Source organism: Bacteroides mediterraneensis, from assembly GCF_900128455.1.
Taxonomy (GTDB): domain Bacteria; phylum Bacteroidota; class Bacteroidia; order Bacteroidales; family Bacteroidaceae; genus Phocaeicola; species Phocaeicola mediterraneensis.
Genome location: NZ_LT635783.1, coordinates 3,157,622 through 3,174,475, shown reverse-complemented (window position 1 = coordinate 3,174,475; position 16,854 = coordinate 3,157,622). Strand labels below are relative to the sequence as shown.

General features: G+C 50.0%; 10 protein-coding genes. 7 read left to right on the top strand and 3 right to left on the bottom strand.

What is annotated here, in order from left to right; all coding sequences use genetic code 11:
• Positions 1 to 4 precede the first annotated feature (4 nt).
• From BQ7480_RS13510 to BQ7480_RS13480, 7 genes are all read left to right on the top strand, one after another.
• Complete coding sequence (locus tag BQ7480_RS13510) at positions 5 to 2,350, top strand: GumC family protein (RefSeq protein ID WP_072543281.1); 2,346 nt, start codon at positions 5 to 7, stop codon at positions 2,348 to 2,350.
• A gap of 109 nt (positions 2,351 to 2,459) precedes the next feature.
• Positions 2,460 to 2,639, top strand: coding sequence for a hypothetical protein (locus BQ7480_RS13505; RefSeq protein ID WP_072543280.1), 180 nt, complete (start codon positions 2,460 to 2,462; stop codon positions 2,637 to 2,639).
• Entirely contained in the window at positions 2,630 to 5,077 is a 2,448-nt protein-coding gene (locus BQ7480_RS13500) for a PI-PLC domain-containing protein (protein ID WP_072543279.1), read from the top strand. The genes BQ7480_RS13505 and BQ7480_RS13500 overlap by 10 nt, the downstream gene beginning before the upstream one ends.
• A gap of 72 nt (positions 5,078 to 5,149) precedes the next feature.
• Positions 5,150 to 7,246, top strand: coding sequence for a hypothetical protein (locus BQ7480_RS13495; protein WP_072543278.1), 2,097 nt, complete (start codon positions 5,150 to 5,152; stop codon positions 7,244 to 7,246).
• Positions 7,247 to 7,278: 32 nt separating this feature from the next.
• Complete coding sequence (locus BQ7480_RS13490) at positions 7,279 to 8,475, top strand: OmpA family protein (protein ID WP_083581828.1); 1,197 nt, start codon at positions 7,279 to 7,281, stop codon at positions 8,473 to 8,475.
• A gap of 65 nt (positions 8,476 to 8,540) precedes the next feature.
• Positions 8,541 to 8,990 carry a S24/S26 family peptidase gene (locus tag BQ7480_RS13485; RefSeq protein ID WP_072544040.1) on the top strand — a complete coding sequence of 150 codons (450 nt, stop codon included), beginning with the start codon at positions 8,541 to 8,543 and terminating at the stop codon, positions 8,988 to 8,990.
• Positions 8,987 to 10,621 carry an ABC transporter ATP-binding protein gene (locus BQ7480_RS13480; RefSeq protein ID WP_072543277.1) on the top strand — a complete coding sequence of 545 codons (1,635 nt, stop codon included), beginning with the start codon at positions 8,987 to 8,989 and terminating at the stop codon, positions 10,619 to 10,621. Before BQ7480_RS13485 ends, BQ7480_RS13480 begins: the two co-directional genes overlap by 4 nt.
• Before the next feature lie 66 nt (positions 10,622 to 10,687).
• Here BQ7480_RS13480 and BQ7480_RS13475 read toward each other — a convergent pair whose 3' ends face one another.
• The 3 genes from BQ7480_RS13475 to BQ7480_RS13465 all read right to left on the bottom strand — a co-directional run bounded on the left by BQ7480_RS13475 (position 10,688) and on the right by BQ7480_RS13465 (position 16,701).
• Positions 10,688 to 13,162: a glycoside hydrolase family 31 protein gene (locus tag BQ7480_RS13475; RefSeq protein ID WP_072543276.1), complete on the bottom strand. Its 2,475-nt coding sequence runs from the start codon at positions 13,160 to 13,162 to the stop codon at positions 10,688 to 10,690.
• 192 nt (positions 13,163 to 13,354) lie between these two features.
• Positions 13,355 to 14,200, bottom strand: a complete 846-nt coding sequence (locus BQ7480_RS13470) for a helix-turn-helix domain-containing protein (RefSeq protein ID WP_072543275.1) — start codon at positions 14,198 to 14,200, stop codon at positions 13,355 to 13,357.
• A gap of 38 nt (positions 14,201 to 14,238) precedes the next feature.
• On the bottom strand, positions 14,239 to 16,701 hold the full coding sequence (locus BQ7480_RS13465; RefSeq protein ID WP_072544039.1) for a TonB-dependent receptor: 2,463 nt from the start codon (positions 16,699 to 16,701) through the stop codon (positions 14,239 to 14,241).
• Positions 16,702 to 16,854 lie beyond the last annotated feature (153 nt).

Genomic DNA, 16,854 nt, shown 5'->3' with positions numbered 1-16,854 from the left:
CAATATGCAGACAACCAAATCTTCTAGTAAAAACGACCAGGGACTCAACCTGGTGGATTTATTTGTCTATCTGGCTTCCCAGTGGAAATGGTTCTTGCTTTCCGTCCTGATTTGCGGAGGCATCGCCTGGTACAATTACGCCCGTTCGCCGCTGGTGTATTTCCGTTCGGCCACGGTCATCATCAAAGACCCGTCGAACAAGACTTCCACTTCCGGGCTGGACCGTTTTGACAATATCATCAACAAGGTGAATGTGGCCAACGAAATCTTGCAGTTCCGCTCCAAGAAACTGATGCGTGAGGTGGTGCAGCGCATACATGCCGAGGTGAGCTATCAGGTGGAGGACGGCTTGCGCATGAATGAGCTTTACACGCAGTCGCCCGTGTTGGTCAGTTTCCCGGATGTGCTGCCGGAGCAGAGCTTCTCGTTCACGATGACCCTGAAAAACGAGAAGACAGTTTCCTTGTCCGACTTTTCGGGCATCGCCGCCGCTCCCCGTGACGTGAAATTGAACGACACGGTGGCCATCAGCAAAGGAATAAACGTGGTGGTGACGGCGACAAACTATTTGCAGAAGGCGTGGCTGGACACACCGATACGCGTGCGGAAACTTCCGGTAGAGGCAATGGTGAACTACTATAAAAACGGGTTGGGCATCCAGCAGGAAGAGGAAGAATCTTCCATCCTGACACTGGCCCTGAAAGACAGTTCGCCGGCCCGTGCGGAGGATGTGCTGAACACTTTGATTACGGTGTACAACGAAGAAGCCATCAAGGAAAAGAACCAGGTGGCAGTGAATACCGCCAATTTCATCAGTGAGCGTCTGATTATCATCGAACGCGAGCTGGGCAATGTGGAATCCGACCTGGAATCGTTCAAGCAGCAGAACCAGATTGTGGACATCTCTTCTTCGGCAGGCATGTACATGAGCGAGTCGCAGAAATACAGCTCGGATGCCTTGGAACTGGAGACGCAGATTCGGTTGGCGGGCTTTATCAAGAACTACCTGACCGACCCCAGCAAGGAAACCGACCTGATTCCGTCGAATACGGGTATCAGCGACATGAACATCGAGAACCAGATCAGCTTGTACAATGCGGCCAAGCTGAAGCGTGACCGTCTGATAGACGACAGCAGCGTGAACAACCCCGTGGTGAAGGAGCTGAACAACTCCTTGCATGCCATGAAGCAGAGCATCATCCGGGCGGTGGACAACATGATTGTGAGTCTGGACGTGAAGCGCAACGATGCGCAGAACCGCGAGATGCGGGCACAGAGCCGTGTGACGGCCATCCCGACCAAGGAAAGAAAGATGTTGTCTATCGAACGCCAGCAGAAAATCAAGGAGGCACTTTATCTGTTCCTGCTGAACAAGCGGGAAGAGAATGCGCTTTCGCAGGCCATGGCCGACAACAATGCCCGCGTGATAGACGGGGCAGAGGGCAGCAACGCACCTATCTCTCCCAAGCGGAACCGTATCCTGCTGCTGGGCGTGCTGGTTGGCATCGCCTTGCCGGGAGTGGTTTTCCTGGGCATCCTCTTCATGGATACGCGGGTGCACGGACGGAAAGACATCGAAGGTGCCACTTCCGTGCCTTATCTGGGCGAAATCCCGCTGGACAAGGAGGCTTTGAAAGAGCATGGAAAGAATGCCTTTACCGTGAAAGAGCAGGGGGATGACATCGTGACCGAGGCTTTCCGTATTCTGCGTACTAACATGGCGTTTCTGGCCAAGAAAGACAAGCCGATGCAGGTCATCACCTTTACCTCGTTCAACATCGGTGCCGGAAAGACCTTCATTGCCCGCAACCTGGCCATGAGTCTGGCTTACATGAAGAAGCGGGTCATTATCGTCGACCTGGATATCCGTAAGGGGACATTGAGCCGGAAATTTGGGCATCACCACCATAAAGGGATGACCAACTACCTGTCGGACAATACCATTCAGGTGGACGAAATCATCCAGCAAAAGGAGCAGTTCGACTTTATCGGTTCGGGTCCGGTAGCGCCCAACCCTGCTGAACTACTGATGGACGTACGGCTGGACGAGCTGATGAACGAGCTGCGCCGCCGCTATGACTACATCATTGTGGACAATGTGCCGGTAGGGCTGATTGCCGATGCCACGATTGCCAACCGTGTGACCGACCTGACCATTTTCGTGGTACGTGCCGGCAAGCTGGACCGCCGCCAGCTGCCCGACATCGAACAGCTGTATCAGGAAAAGAAGCTGAAGAATATGGCTTTGGTGCTGAACGGGGCTAATCCGGAACGTCACGGGTATGGCTACGGGTACGGATATGGTTACGGGTATGGTTATGGATACGGGCATGAAAAGAAGAAAAAGTGAAACTTGTTTTTAAATAAATGTGTATGGAAAAACTAAATGAGAGTGAAGCGAATTATTTGAGAATTTGGAAGTTAATTAATTAAATCTAAAAAGAAAGTGAGGAATTTTTATGAAGAATCAAAAGCAAAAAGAGTATGAAACTCCGCAGACCACCTTTGTGGAAGTGGAGTTGGAACAGGGGTTTATGAAGGCCTCGGTTGTAGACAAAGATGAGCCTAATAGTGACGTCACTGCGGGTAATCAAGAGATTTCAGGGGATTATGATTTTACCGGAAACGAATGGCAATAAAAAGAAAGGAGTTTATTATGAAATTTAAATCGTATTTGAACTGGTCTCTATTCAGTGCGATGATGCTTGCTGCAATGAGCGGATGTACTGAAGAAGAGTTCGTACAAAAAGATAATAACATTCCTAAGGGAAATGGAATTGTGTTTGGAGCTAATGCAAGTTATGCGGGTGATCCTCAAAGCAGAACAGAGTATGGAGATTATGTAACTGGTGACAATGGCGAGAAAGTAAGTCAGGCTATAAATTGGGTGACTGATGATCATGTAGATATATATTCTCCAGCATCTCCAACTTTGCAACAGGTTGAATATGGTATTACGAATATTAATGATGCTGATAATAGTCATGCTTATTTACTGGCTCTAGGTGATGGATTACAATGGGATGGAGCATCTTCTACTCAGGACTTTTATGCTATTTATCCTGCTATAGAAAGTATGAGTAATACTGCTGTAAAAAATGTCGTTTCGTTTGAAAATGGTGTTCTGAAAGGGTATATACCTGTGAACCAGCAACACACTATTACACATAATACGGATGGTACTTGGACTGCAAAACCGAATATGGATTATCTGTATATGGCTGCGGTTCTGAAGGATTATCCTATACCGAGTGGTGATACCCAGGATGATGGTGTATCTTTGCATTTTGTACCATTGACCACTACACTGGAATTGACAATAAAAGGTCCTACTGAAGCACCTATCGCGTCAATAAATGTTTTTGCAAATGATGGCGATAATATTGCCGGATATTTTAGCTGTGACTTGACAAAGGCCAGTACTACAACAATTGATAATAGCAAATTGACCTGCGATTATGAGTCATCAGCTACTGTAAGGAATATGATTACGATAAGTGGGTATTATGATGATGGAGGAACTCAGAAACCGTTGGAGCTTAAAGATGGAGAATCTATTACATTTAATGTATTCCTTTTACCACATACTGATTTGGATAACATTAGTGTCAGAGTTGCCGGATTCAATACAGCAAGTAAGACAATGAAACTTGTTGATAGTAAAGGCTCATCAGTGTTGCTTCGTCCACATCAGAAAACTCGTGTTACAGTTAATGCGCCGAAAATTAGCTCTGGTGGAGTGAACAATTGGATTACAGGTATGAATGACAATGTGCTTGTTTCACAGTTGTCTATTCCTGGAACAGCTAATTCGTTCTCTAATAAATATACTGGTAGTGATGCACAAAATTATAAAGCGCAAACTATTGATTTTGAACAACAGTGGAATTCCGGAATCCGTTGCTTTGAATTGAGATGTCCAAATAGTAGCACCAATAGTCTTGAAGATGTACAGTTGCAGTGTAATCGTCAAGATCTTGGTATTACATTCGGTGAGGCTGTGGATGAAATTTGGAAAAAAGTTCAAAACTCCGGTGAGTTCGCTATGATTATGCCTGCCTTTGAATCGAATGCAGGACGTGGAACTAATGTATCAGATTTTGCCGACGATTTGAATCAGTTCTTTACTGATCATCTAGGATATAAATATACAACTTATTCAAGAGATCTTACTGTTGGAGAAGCAAGAGGTACGTTGATGTTCTTAGCTCGTATTACCAGTGAAGAAGATGGTAGTCTTAAGCTTTCGAATCCTGGACAAGGTGTATTTATAGACCAATGGGGCTCATTGAAGGATAACTGGAACAGACGTGGTTATCCGGTTGATAACTGGGCTAAGAATTCTTCTTTATCTAGTTCTATTGAGAATTCTATGTTAAATAGAGGTACTATCCCTACTTTACCAACTAAAGGTGCTGTAAATTATAAGCATAATACTACACGTGCTGATGGTACTACAGGAAGTGCGTATATTCAGGATTGGGCACGCGTTGCGAAAGAATCTAAGAACTATAGCTTATATACCTCTTACACATATGAAGGAAGGCCTACATGGGATTATGTTGTAGACTATACTCAATGTATCTATTGGCAGGAATCTTTAACAGAAAAACAAAATGACATATGGAATACTTTTGAGCTTGCCATAGAAGATAATAATAACAAACAGGGTTCGACATTCTATATTAACTGTCTAGACGGATATTATGTGGATGATGCAGTGGAGTTAAGTAAAAAACCATATATTGAGGGAGGTTCAGGTATTTATACAGATAGTAATGGTGATACTCAATCTTTGGGTTATGGTAACGGTGGTATAGCCGGCAACATTGAGTCTTTTGCGACAGATATCAATAACTGGTTCTATAATAAAATATTGAATTATGGCGCAGAAAATATCTATGGCCCGATGAATATTGTAATTCTGGATAGAGTGTATGAATCAGGTGGTGGTTCTTATTTGCCGTCAGTAATTATTAACAATAATTACCGCTTCCCGCTTATTACTAAGGATAATGCTCAGGGACAAACAGCTTCTGATGCTTCATATACTTCAGGAGGAAGTGTAATTAAATAAACAAAATGGGAAAAACAGTCATCCGGCCTAAAGCCGGATGACTTCCTTAACTCTTTTACTAAACGAGAATAGATGAAAAACATTCGATTGACAGGCTGTTTCTTAGGGTTGGCCGCCCTGATGGTTTCCTGCTCGGAGATGAACGAAGGTTTTTCTCCTGCACAAGAGCAGATTAGTATTAACGGTACGCTTGAGGGTTTCTCCGCTTTGCCTTCAACCCGCACGCAGGTGGGCAGTATGGCTGGAGACGGGGCATTACTGATGGAGTGGTCGGTTGGTGACCAGGTGGGTGTGTTTGGTGATAATACCGTGAACGCATCGTTTACGGGGAATCATACGGCTCCTGCTGCTCAAACGACTTTCTCTGGAAATATGACTTCGGGCGATGTGCCGAAGTATGCTTACTATCCGTATAGTGAGCAAGCAGTCAATCTTCAGGCTATACCTGTAACCATCCCTACAGAGCAGGCTTATGCGGATGTGAATTCGATTGCTGCATACGATGTAAAGGCTACTGATGTCATTACGGATAAGGGAAACGGAAGTTATCAGCTGAATATGCGGCAGATGGTTTCACTGGTTCGTTTTGAAATCAGTCTGACCGGCGTGGACGGTTTAGCCACAGATGAAAAGTTACAGCGTGTGGAACTGAAAACCGGTGCTCCGGTTACCGGGAGTTATACCTACGACCTAACCAATCTGGATAACGGTTTCACGGGTTCATCTGAGGCTCAAAGCACTTCGCTGAATCTGACTTTCGTCAACCAACCTTCGCTTTCGGAAAAGGTGATAGCATACGCTGTGGCAGCTCCGGGCGCTCAAGGCGGCAAAACATGGGAGTGTATGTTCCTGACCGATAAACATCAGGTTTCATTCACCACTACGGCTCTTTGTGACTTCGAGGCTGGCAAGTATTACGTTATGCCGCTGAATGCGACCGTGTTGGAAAACAATCAGGCTGTGATAGAAGAAGCTCCTGACCTGGTGGAAGAGGAAACTGCAAACTGCTATATGATTAATGCGGTTGGGGAACATTCTTTCTTGGCTACCGTTATAGGCAATGGTCAGAAAGGTATCATTCCGGGGGCTGGATTCCATACGGAGTCTGCATACATTAGTCCGAAATCTGCTAAACTGTTGTGGCAGGATGTGGAGGGTTTCGTTGATGCACCTTCTGTCAGACTTGGCGCTGACGGACGTTGTTATTATACTGCAAACCAGAATGTGGGCAATGCGGTGATTGCCGTTTATAGTGGCGAGAACCAGACCGGGGATATTCTTTGGAGCTGGCACATCTGGGGGGTAGGCGATGAAATGCCGTCTGATGAAGTATATACTAACAAAGTAGGTTCACAGTTCACCGTGATGGACCGTACGCTGGGCGCACATTCCAAGACCTCACTTTATGTTACCTTGTATCAGTGGGGACGCAAAGATCCGTTCCCGAACACTTCGGTTTATTATGTGGACGGTGTGGCGACAGAGGTGGAAACTTCTTTCCCCATCTATGTTTCACAAACCGGAACGATAGCCGAAAGTGTACAGCATCCTGCAGAGTTGCAGAAATATATCGACAACACTTATGGCAATTGGCTGGGTGAAACCAACAATTACCTGTGGGGAGACACAAACGGTACCAACCCGAAGTATCCGGATTATCTGGAAGATTCGACGGCATGTGCCGGATGGACGGATGTGAAGACCATCTACGATCCTTCACCGGTGGGATACCGTGTGGCAAACAAGTACACATGGACTGGATTTGTGAAGAGAAGTGACGGGAATACAGCCGGCATTTCCGGTACGACGAGTCGACTTGATTATATTAACTATGTCAAGTATGACAACGGTTATTATTTCAAGAAGAACGACTCGGATACCGAAGGTACATTCTATCCTCAGACGGGTAGCCGGTATGGATCGACTGGTACGATGTGGTCTGCCGGGCAAGGATCGGTGCTGATGAGAGGAGGTTCATCCAGATATTGGTCGGCTTCTCCTTATGATATCGGTGGTACAACGGATGCCTATTCGGCTTATATGTCGATAGGTTCTTATACGGACGTGAATGGTTCAACCCCATGGGGAGCAGAAAACAAGGTCAATGTCTGTGACTTCAGTTCCAGTCGTCGTGATGCCTGTGCAATTCGTTGCGTAAGAGAGGAATAAACTAAAAAATACATTAACTAATACATAATGTTATGATGAAGAAAACACTTTTTGCAGCCCTCGCGTTGGCGGCTGCAAGTCCTGCTTTGGCTCAGTCGGAGCAGACAGCACAAAACGGTGGTATCACGGAAAAAGTGGAATACACCGACGACAAATATAAAGTGGAAACCAATCACTTCTGGGACAATTGGTTCCTCACTGTAGGTGCGGGACCGCAGGTGATGTTCGGTGACCATGACAAGCAGATTGGGTTCGGCAAACGTATTTCGCCTGCGCTGGACATCGCTGTAGGTAAATGGTTCACTCCGGGCATCGGTGTCCGCTTGATGTACAACGGTCTTTCCTTGAAGGGGGCTACCCGTTGGGGAGCAGCCCACTCTACCGGCGAGCAGGTGCCCGGCTGGGGAAGCGGTATGGATTACTCCAAGTTCAAGTATTACAACCTTCGTGCCGATGTGTTGTTCAACCTTTCCAACCTGTTCTGCGGTTATCGTGAAAACCGTATCTGGAACAGCAGTTTTTATGCAGGTGTAGGCTACATGCGTACGTGGGAGGCACCTACAGCCGGTGATATTACGATGAGTGCCGGTTGGTTGAATTCCTTCCGCCTGTGTGATGCCTTGGATGCCAACATCGACTTGCGGGCTTCCATGGTGGATGATGCCATCGACGGCGAAATCGGCGGATCCAAGTTCGACGGTCTGCTCTCGGCTACCGTCGGCCTGACCTATAAGTTCAAACGTCGCGGATGGGACCGCAGCAAGACGGTGACCCGCTACGACCAGACCGAGGCCAATGCGATGCGCGACCGCCTGAACGAGATGAACCAGGAAGTAGCCCGTCTGAAAGAGGCTTTGGCTGCGGCAGAGGGCCAGCAGAAACAGGAAGTCATCAACAAGGTGATTGCGGCCAACCTGATAGTGTTCCCGATTGGCAAGACCACTCTGTCGAAAGAAGCACGTGCCAACCTGCAGCTGTTGGCTGAGGCCATCAAGGCTGGCGGTTCCAACACGGTGTACACCATCACGGGGTATGCGGATAAAGGTACAGGCAGCCAGAAGACGAACGAGCGTCTGAGCAAGGAACGTGCGGAAGCCGTTTGTGACTGTCTGGTCAATGAATTTGGTGTTTCCAAATCACAGCTTAAAGTGGAATATAAGGGTGGGGTAGACAATATGTTCTATGACAATCCTCGCTTGAGCCGTGTGGTAATTACACGTAGTAAGTAATTTTTTGTCTCCCCTTTCTGGCTTTGGAAAATGGCCGGAAAGGGGATTTTTTGTGTCAGGAAGAGATGCAGACGGAGAAGTTGTGGCTGAATAATGCGCAGTTTTTTGAAGAGATAGGCCGGATGTTGCAGAACGGGCATTCCGTGACGATGCGGGCGAAGGGAAACAGCATGTTCCCGTTCATCCGGGACGAGCGTGACAGTGTGGTGTTGCAGGGAAGGAAGGATATTGCCGTGGGCAGTATCGTACTGGTACGGTTGCAGAACGGAAGCTATGTGTTGCACCGGGTCTACCGGCTGGAAAAGGAGGCGATGGTGCTGATGGGCGACGGAAATCTGTATGCCACGGAGCGTTGCCGCCGGAACGAGGTGGTGGGCGTGGCCGTCAAAATCATACGCGACGGGCGGTTTGTGGACTGTACTTCGCGAAAAGAACTTTTCAGGGCGCGGGTGTGGCGGAAGCTGCTTCCGTTGCGCCGGGTGTTGCTGTATCTGTGCAGAAGGTGGAGGATATGAGGATAAGTTATTGTGTGAGATGGCTGTGGAAAACCTCCTGTGGTTTTCGGATTCCCATTGTCGTGTATGCAGGGATGGGGGTGCTGTATGTCGGTATTTCTCTGTTTTTTGTGTATGTCTGCAAGCACCTGATTGATATTGCCACGGGCGTATCGGCCGATGCGCTGGGAATTTATATCGCGTGGATGATAGGGTGTCTGCTGGCGCAGTTGGCTTTTTCGGCGTTCAGAAGCTGCCTGGTCAGCCGTACGGAAACGGCGTTGCAGAACGAGCTGCACCGGCGGCTGTTTGTGCATCTGATGGAAAGCTGCTGGTCGGGGCGGGAGAAACTGCACTCCGGCGACATGCTGAACCGCTTGGAAGAGGATGTGCAGACCGTGACAGGGGCGTTGTGCTCTACGATTCCCTCGGTCTTTATCACGTTTTTCCAGCTGTGCGGGGCCTTGTTCTTTCTTTCCCGTCTGGATATCCGCCTGACGGGGGTGTTGGTCTGCATCATGCCGGTGGCTCTGCTGTTCAGCAAGAGTTATGTGCGGAAGATGCGCCGGTTGTCGCGTGAGATTCGCAGTACGGACAGCCGGATACAGAGTCATTTGCAGGAGAACTTGCAGCATCGGGTCTTGATTCGTACGCTGGAATATACGGCCCAGGCAGTCCGCAAACTGGGAATGGTGCAGGAGGAACTGTGGGGAAAGGTGAAGGAGCGCACGGATTTTTCGGTGTTTTCCCGCTCTATGGTACAGGTAGGTTTCATGACGGGGTATGCCGTGGCCTTCCTGTGGGGGGTGTTCGGCCTGCAACAAGGGACAGTGACTTTTGGCATGATGGCGGCGTTCTTGCAGCTGGTGGCGCAGATTCAGCGCCCGATGGTGGACCTGAGCCGGCAGATTCCGGCTTTTATCCGGATTTTCACTTCGACGGAACGGCTGGTGGAGCTGGAGGAACTGCCGCAGGAACGGCAGGGAACGCCTGTACGCCTGGAGGGAGAGGTCGGTGTCCGCATGGAGCAGGTGTGTTATACCTATCCGGGGGGTAGCCGGCAGGTGCTGACGGATTTCTCGCACGATTTCCCGCCGGGAAGCCTGACGGCCATCGTGGGAGAGACCGGAGTGGGAAAGAGCACGCTGCTTCGTCTGGTGTTGGCCTTGCTGGAGCCGGACAAGGGAAGGGTGGTCTTCTATCACGGCAACCGGGAGGTAGTGGCTTCGCCGCAGACACGTTGCAACCTGTCGTATGTGCCGCAGGGCAACACGCTGGTGAGCGGCACCATCCGGGAGAACCTGCGGATGGGAAATCCCGACGCGACGGAGGAAGAGATGAGGCAGGCACTTCATCTGGCGGTGGCCGATTTTGTGTTTGCCTTGTCCGACGGACTGGATGCGGTGTGCGGGGAGCGGGGTACGGGACTGAGTGAAGGTCAGGCCCAGCGGATTGCCATTGCCCGGGGACTGCTGCGTCCGGGAAGCATCCTCTTGTTGGATGAGCCGACTTCTTCGCTGGACAGCGAGACGGAGCAGCTGCTGTTGCAGCGTCTGTCGGGCCAGCTGCATGGAAAGACATTGATTCTGATCAGTCACCGTGAAGCCATCGCGCAGCTGTGTACGTCGGTGGTCTGGATGAAGAAACCATAAGATTTGACTATGATTTGACAGCAAAGGAGCTGCGTCGCCATTGGGGGATGCAGCTCCTTTTTTTGTTTACAGCTTGATTGTCATCTTCTTACCCGAATAAGACACTTTCTTGTCGGGTTTCACCGTGACGGTTTCGGCAGATTGTTTGCCCGGCTGCATCAGGGTGATGTGGAAATTGCGCTTTTTCAGCATGTGCGGGAATTCTCCGCTGCGGTCGTCGATGGTCAGCGTACGGGTGGCATCGTTCCAATGGAAGCGGATGGTGGAGAACATTCCCTTTTCGTAGTTGTAGTTGTCGAATTCGTCTTCGTAGAGGGTGAACTCGCCGTCGGCACCCGGATAAACGCAGATGTCCAGGTTGTCCCACTTCTTTTCGGTAGAATATTGTACTTTTGGGCCCAGCGGCAGGATGCTTCCGGCCTTGATGTAGAGCGGCAGGATGTCTACCGGACATGCGCGTTGGAGTTCCTGTCCGCCTTCCACGGTCTCGTTGGTCCAGAAATCAATCCATTTCGTGCCTTTCGGCAAGTACACTTTCACCGGAGCGGAAGCCTTGGCCACATCGGGCACGGTGGTCACGCCCTTGTTGCCTTCCACCTTCTTGGTGTATAGCGGCTCGGTGACCGGACGTACCAGAATCTGTTTGCCGAAGAGGTATTCGTTGTCCAGCAGGATGGCCTTGCGGTCGGTGGCGAAATCCATCACCAGCGGGCGCATCATGCAGCCGTCTTCCTGTACCACGGCTCCGTTCAGACTATATATATAAGGTAAGAGGCGGTAGCGGAGTTCGATGATGCGTTTCTGTGCGTCGTAGGCCCAGTCGCCTTCCTTGCCGAAGAGGTCGATTTCGTTCAGCATCGGCGAAGAACAGTGGTTGCGCATCAGCGGCATGAAGCAACCCCACTGGAACCAGCGTACATGCAGTTCCTGATAGGCCACGTTCGTGCAGTCGTTGTTGTATTCCCAGCCGAAGAAACCTCCTAAGTCTGTATTCCAGAACGGGATGCCGCAAAGCGTGAAGTTCAGTCCGGCGGGAATCTGCTGGCGGAGTACGTCCCAGCTCGATACTACGTCGCCACTCCAGCTCAGGGCACCGTAGTGCTGCTGGCCCAGGTAGCCCGAGCGGGTCATCTGGAACACTCGCTTGGCATCCGATACGGCACGCTGGTGTTCATAGATACCCCGGTTGTGGGTCAGCGGGAAGGCATTGTGTACGGAACGGAAAGAACCGTCGGCTGTCAGCAGGTCGAAATCACTTTCCTTGGGGTTCAGGTGGTCGGGTTCCGTAGAGTCGGTCCACCAGGCATCGATGCCCATCTGATGCAAATGGCTGAGGTAACGCCAGTAGAGGTCGCGTGCGTCCTTGTTGAACGGGTCGTAGGGATGGGCTCCCGACTTGGGCGGCCAGGTTTCGAATTTCAGCAGGGCACCCATCTTGTCGAGTTCCTTGAACTGGTCGGTCCAGGGGCCGAAGCTGGCCCATACGGAAATCATGAGGTGGGCGTTGTTCTTGTGTACGTATTCCACCATCTCTTCCGGGCTTTTGAAGCGGGGTTTCGGATAGCGGGCGTTCTTGTCTTCGCCGTTCGGCAGGTAGCGCAGGGCTTCCGCATCGTCCATCTTGTTGATGTAGCGTGGGTTCATGAACTTCATGGCGTTCCAGTTGGAGTCGCATCCCCAGTACTGCCAGTCCTGTACGATGCCGTCGAGGGGAATCTCGAGTTTGCGGTACTTGTCGAGTACGCCGCAGAGTTCGTCGGGACTCTTGTAGCGCTCGCGGCACTGCCAGTAGCCCATGGTCCAGAGCGGGAACATGGTGGCTTTTCCCGTCAGGTCGCGGATGCAGGCAATCACGCCGTCCTGTGTGCCGTCTTCATAGAGGAAGTAATAGTCGGAGCAAAGGCCCACCTGTGAAGAGAACGAGGTTTCGTAGGGCGTGTCGCTGAAGTCGGAGATGCCGGGATTGTCCCAGTACACACCGTAGCCTTTTTCGGAAGTGAAATAGGGGATGCAGATGTTGGTGTTGCCGTTGGACAGGTGAATCTGCTGGTTGCGGTGGTTCATGGCCCCGCTCTGCCGTTGTCCCAGTCCGTAGATGGCTTCATCGGGGGCAAGGCTGAACGCCTGGCTCACGGTATACGCATCGCGGTTTACATCTTTCCGGGGGATGAAGTTGGTGCCTTCTACTTTTTCCTTTAACAAGGTTTTTCCTTTTTCATCGGTGTAGGTCACTTTTCCGGTGGCCACATCCAGTGTGACTTTCATCTTTCCGGCGGTCATGCACACCGTGTTCCCGTTCTGAGTGTAGGCAATCTCCACTTTTTCCGGAGTCTTGATGACGGGATAACTTTTTTTCTCGGGCATTTCAGCCGAAGGATATTTCACGATGCGCACGATGGAAGGAGAGTAAAAAATCACTTCCCCGTTCAAAACAGGTTGTGCGGTCTGGAATTTTCCCCCTTGGGCAGTCTTTTCAAAATGCTGCGCGAAGGAGGACATGCAAGAAGCCAGTGCGGCTAGGAATAGAATTTCTTTTCTCATGTTTTTCAAGGTCTTTATTGTGTGTTGTATATTTGTTTCAGGATGATGTGAAAACGCAAGTGCGTTTGGTTTAAAATGCAAGGACGTTTTACTTGAAACGCAAGTACGTTTTGAGCAAAACGCACTTGCGTTTTTTTACGGTCTTCAAAACGTTTCGAATGTCGTCGGAAGTCTTCTTATTTCTTCCTTTTTCTACCCGTTGTTCCGGTATTCCAGCGGACTCATTCCCACGTATCGCTTGAAGTATTTCCCGAAGAACGACACGTTGGCAAAGTTCAGGGAATCGGAGATGTTCTGGATGGAAAGCTGTGAAGATTTCAGCTGCGACTTGGCATCCATGATGACCATGGACGAAATGATGTCCACGCAGGTCTTCCCCGTAATCTGTTTCACCGTGGTGCAGAGGTGGGCGTGGGTAATCTGGAGCTTTTCGGCATACCAGGCCACGTTGCGCGTCTGGTTGTAGTGCTGCATGACCAGCTGGGCAAAGTTGCGGCAAATCAGCTCGCTCTTCGACAGGGTGTGCACCTCGTCGGTCTTGTTCCGGTAGAGCATGGAGATGCCTTTGTGTATGTCGGCATACAGGTTGGTGGCGATTTCCGGCCTGATTTTTTCGGGCAGAAACTCATACATCTTGATGAGCAGCTGCATGTATTCCTCCATCATTTTGGCTCCTTCTGGTTTCAGGCGGATGACGGGGCGTCCGAGCGTGAGGTACATGGTGTCGAGGAAGGAGTGCGACTGAATGTTGTGTTCCATGTATTCGGACGAGAACCCGCCAAAGTAGATGTTCAGGTCGCCCTTGATGGCGTTTATCTGGAAGATGCTTCCGGGGGTAAGCGTAATGAAGTCGTGGGCTTCCACCTTGATTTTATTCAGGTTGACCGAGGCTTCCACCTCTCCGGATGTGCAGAGTACGAAGATTTCACATTTCAGGCGTACCGGATAATTGGTGTAGAGTCCTAGCAGTTCTTTGCTGATGCCGGTGCCGATGAGCCATTCTTCCGGCAAATCTATTTTAGGCAGTTCCTTTTCCATAGTGCATAGTTTTTGCAAAGATAGCTAATTTACAGGAATTACTGCATCGTTCCGCCTGTCTTGTTGTCGCCGCCTGCCTTCAAATCGTCGTTCGTGATGCTTCGCTGTGTCTTTTTCACCTGTGTCTTCAGTTCACCGAACCGCCAGCTGATGCTGATGCCGTATCTGCGGGAAGGATAACTGCTGTTCGACCATGAGCGGAAGGTATCGGTCACGGTTTCGCTGCGGTAGGAATTGTATTTCTGGAAAATGCTGCTGGCAAAGAGCGAGATGTTCAGCCGCTTTTCTTTCAGGAAGGAGCGGCTGAGGTTGATGCCGTAATAGTAGTAGGAAGAGCCTTTTCCTTGCAGCGACACGTACGGGGTGCTTCCGCCGCCATAGAGGCTGAGGCGTAGCTCCCAGGGGATGGTCTGCTGTACGTTGGCAAACAGGTTTCCGGAGAATCCGCTGTTGTATGAGTTCAATTCCTTGCTCCGGTAGTCGGCATAGTCGCCGCCGGCGTTCAGCGAGAGGCGGGTGGTGCTGCCCGGGTTCCAGTTCATCCATAAGGCCAGGCGTGTGCGCTGGCTTTTTCCTACATTGCCGTAAGTGTTTTCCTGCACCCCGTTGTTCATGAAGGAATAGCGTTCGATACCGTTGTTGATGAACGTATAGGTAAGGTTGGCATTCAGGCTGAACTTGGCACTGAAGGTGTTGAACGTCATTCCGAGGATATGTGCTTTTTCGGTGTCCAGGTCCGGGTTTCCATAGCTGACGGACGTGGGGTTACTGGTGTCGCGGAAAGGATTCAGGTACCATATACCCGGACGGTTGATGCGCATGTTGTAGTTGGCCCGGAGGGTGGCGCTCATCCCCAGCATGTAGGAGAGATTCAGGGTGGGAACCACATCGTCGAATCCGGCCTTGAAATTACGTTCGGGCATGTAGTCGTATTCCACGTCCATGAACGTGTGCTCATAGCGCACACCGGCTTTCGCCCCGAATTTTTTCCACTTCAGCTGGTAGTCCGCGTAGGCGGCAAGAATGTGCTGTCCCTGCTGGTATTTGCTTGAAAGGTCCTGGCTGGCCTCCATCTCGCCCTGGGCGTTTTCCAGGAAGTACTGGCTGTCACTGTAATTCTCGCGGTAGATATACTTCATTCCGGCATCCATGTAGTGAACGCTGTTAAAGGGATTGACGTAATCAATCTGTGCGGTATGCTCTGCCGTGTGGGCCTCGTTGTCGAAATATTGGTGTGGCAGACTGAAAGGCACGTCTTTCACCTCGTCGTAATAAGTGTCTGCCTCGTTGTTGTTGGGGGAATTGTTGAATTTATAGGACAAGGTGAGGTATTCTCCTTTCTTCTTGAAGGAGTGCTGGTAGTCGGCATTCACGCCGATGTTTCCGAACTGGTTGGTCGACTGGTTGCGGGTGAGATAGCTGTAGCGTTCGTTCCACTCGTTGTCGCTCATGGACGTATGCGAATCGCCTTGCGTGTCAAACTTCCCTCCGAAAATGTTGGCCGAGAAGGTAATCAGGTTCAGCGTGTCTATTTCATAGCTTCCTTCAATGTTTCCAAACTGGAAGTTCCCCTTGTTCTTGGAAGAGCCTCCGGTAGACAGGTGGCGGTAGTCGGTAGATGTGAAATCCTCGCGTCCGCTTTCCGAGAGGCTGCGCGGCTGGTCCTGGTAGTTGTAGGAATAGTTTCCGGTGAGGGTGAATTTCCCTACCTGCACCGTGCCATACGCATATCCCGAAATGCCCATGTTGTTGGCATTGGCTCCGAGGGTCACGTTGTAGCCTTGCATCTTGGCATCGGTGGTGATAATGTTCAGAATGCCTCCGATGCCTTCCGCATCGTATTTGGCCCCCGGTTCCGTAATCACTTCAATGGATTTGACGGAATTGGCCGGCAGGCTTCGCAGCACTTCTTTCGGGTTGTTGCTCATCAGTGTGTTGGGTTTTCCGTTGACATGCACCTTGAAATTGCTGGAACCGTTGACCTGGATGTTATCCTCCCCGTCGACTGTGACAAGGGGTACCTTGCGCAACATTTCGAGGGTGGTGTTGGTCTTGGAATCGGGGTCATCTTCTATGCTGTAGGAAATTTTGTCGATTTCCGCTTTTACGAGCGGTTTTTGTGCCACCACTTCCACGCCTTTCAGCATCTGGGTATCGTCGCAGGTGTAGAGCGTGCCCAAATCGGCCACCCGCTTGTTTTCCGTGATGGTAAAGTGGCGGATAACGGTGCGCTTGCCTACGGATGTGATTTGCAGTGTGTAATTGCCGGTGTGAGGCAGTTTTTCCTGAAACTTCCCTTGGGTATCCGTCACGTTCAGCCGGATCGGTTTGTCGGGCGATTTGTCGAGCATAATGCGCAGGGTGGCATAAGGCTCGCTTTCGTGGGTGAGCGAATCCACGAGGGTACCTTTTACGGTATATTGTGCCTGCAGGTTGAATACATTTAGAATCAAAAAAGTAATAAAGATGCCTGTGAAATGTGCAAGTGCTTTGTGTCTCATAAAAGTTAAGATATTGGTTTTCTTTTTCAGTTTCAGTGGTTTCAAAGATAATGGAAATTTGAAACGGTTGTATGGATTGACACTTAAAAATATAAAAACAGGAAATAAGATAAAATAGTATATTTTAAAAATAGACTATTTGAAATGAGAAAA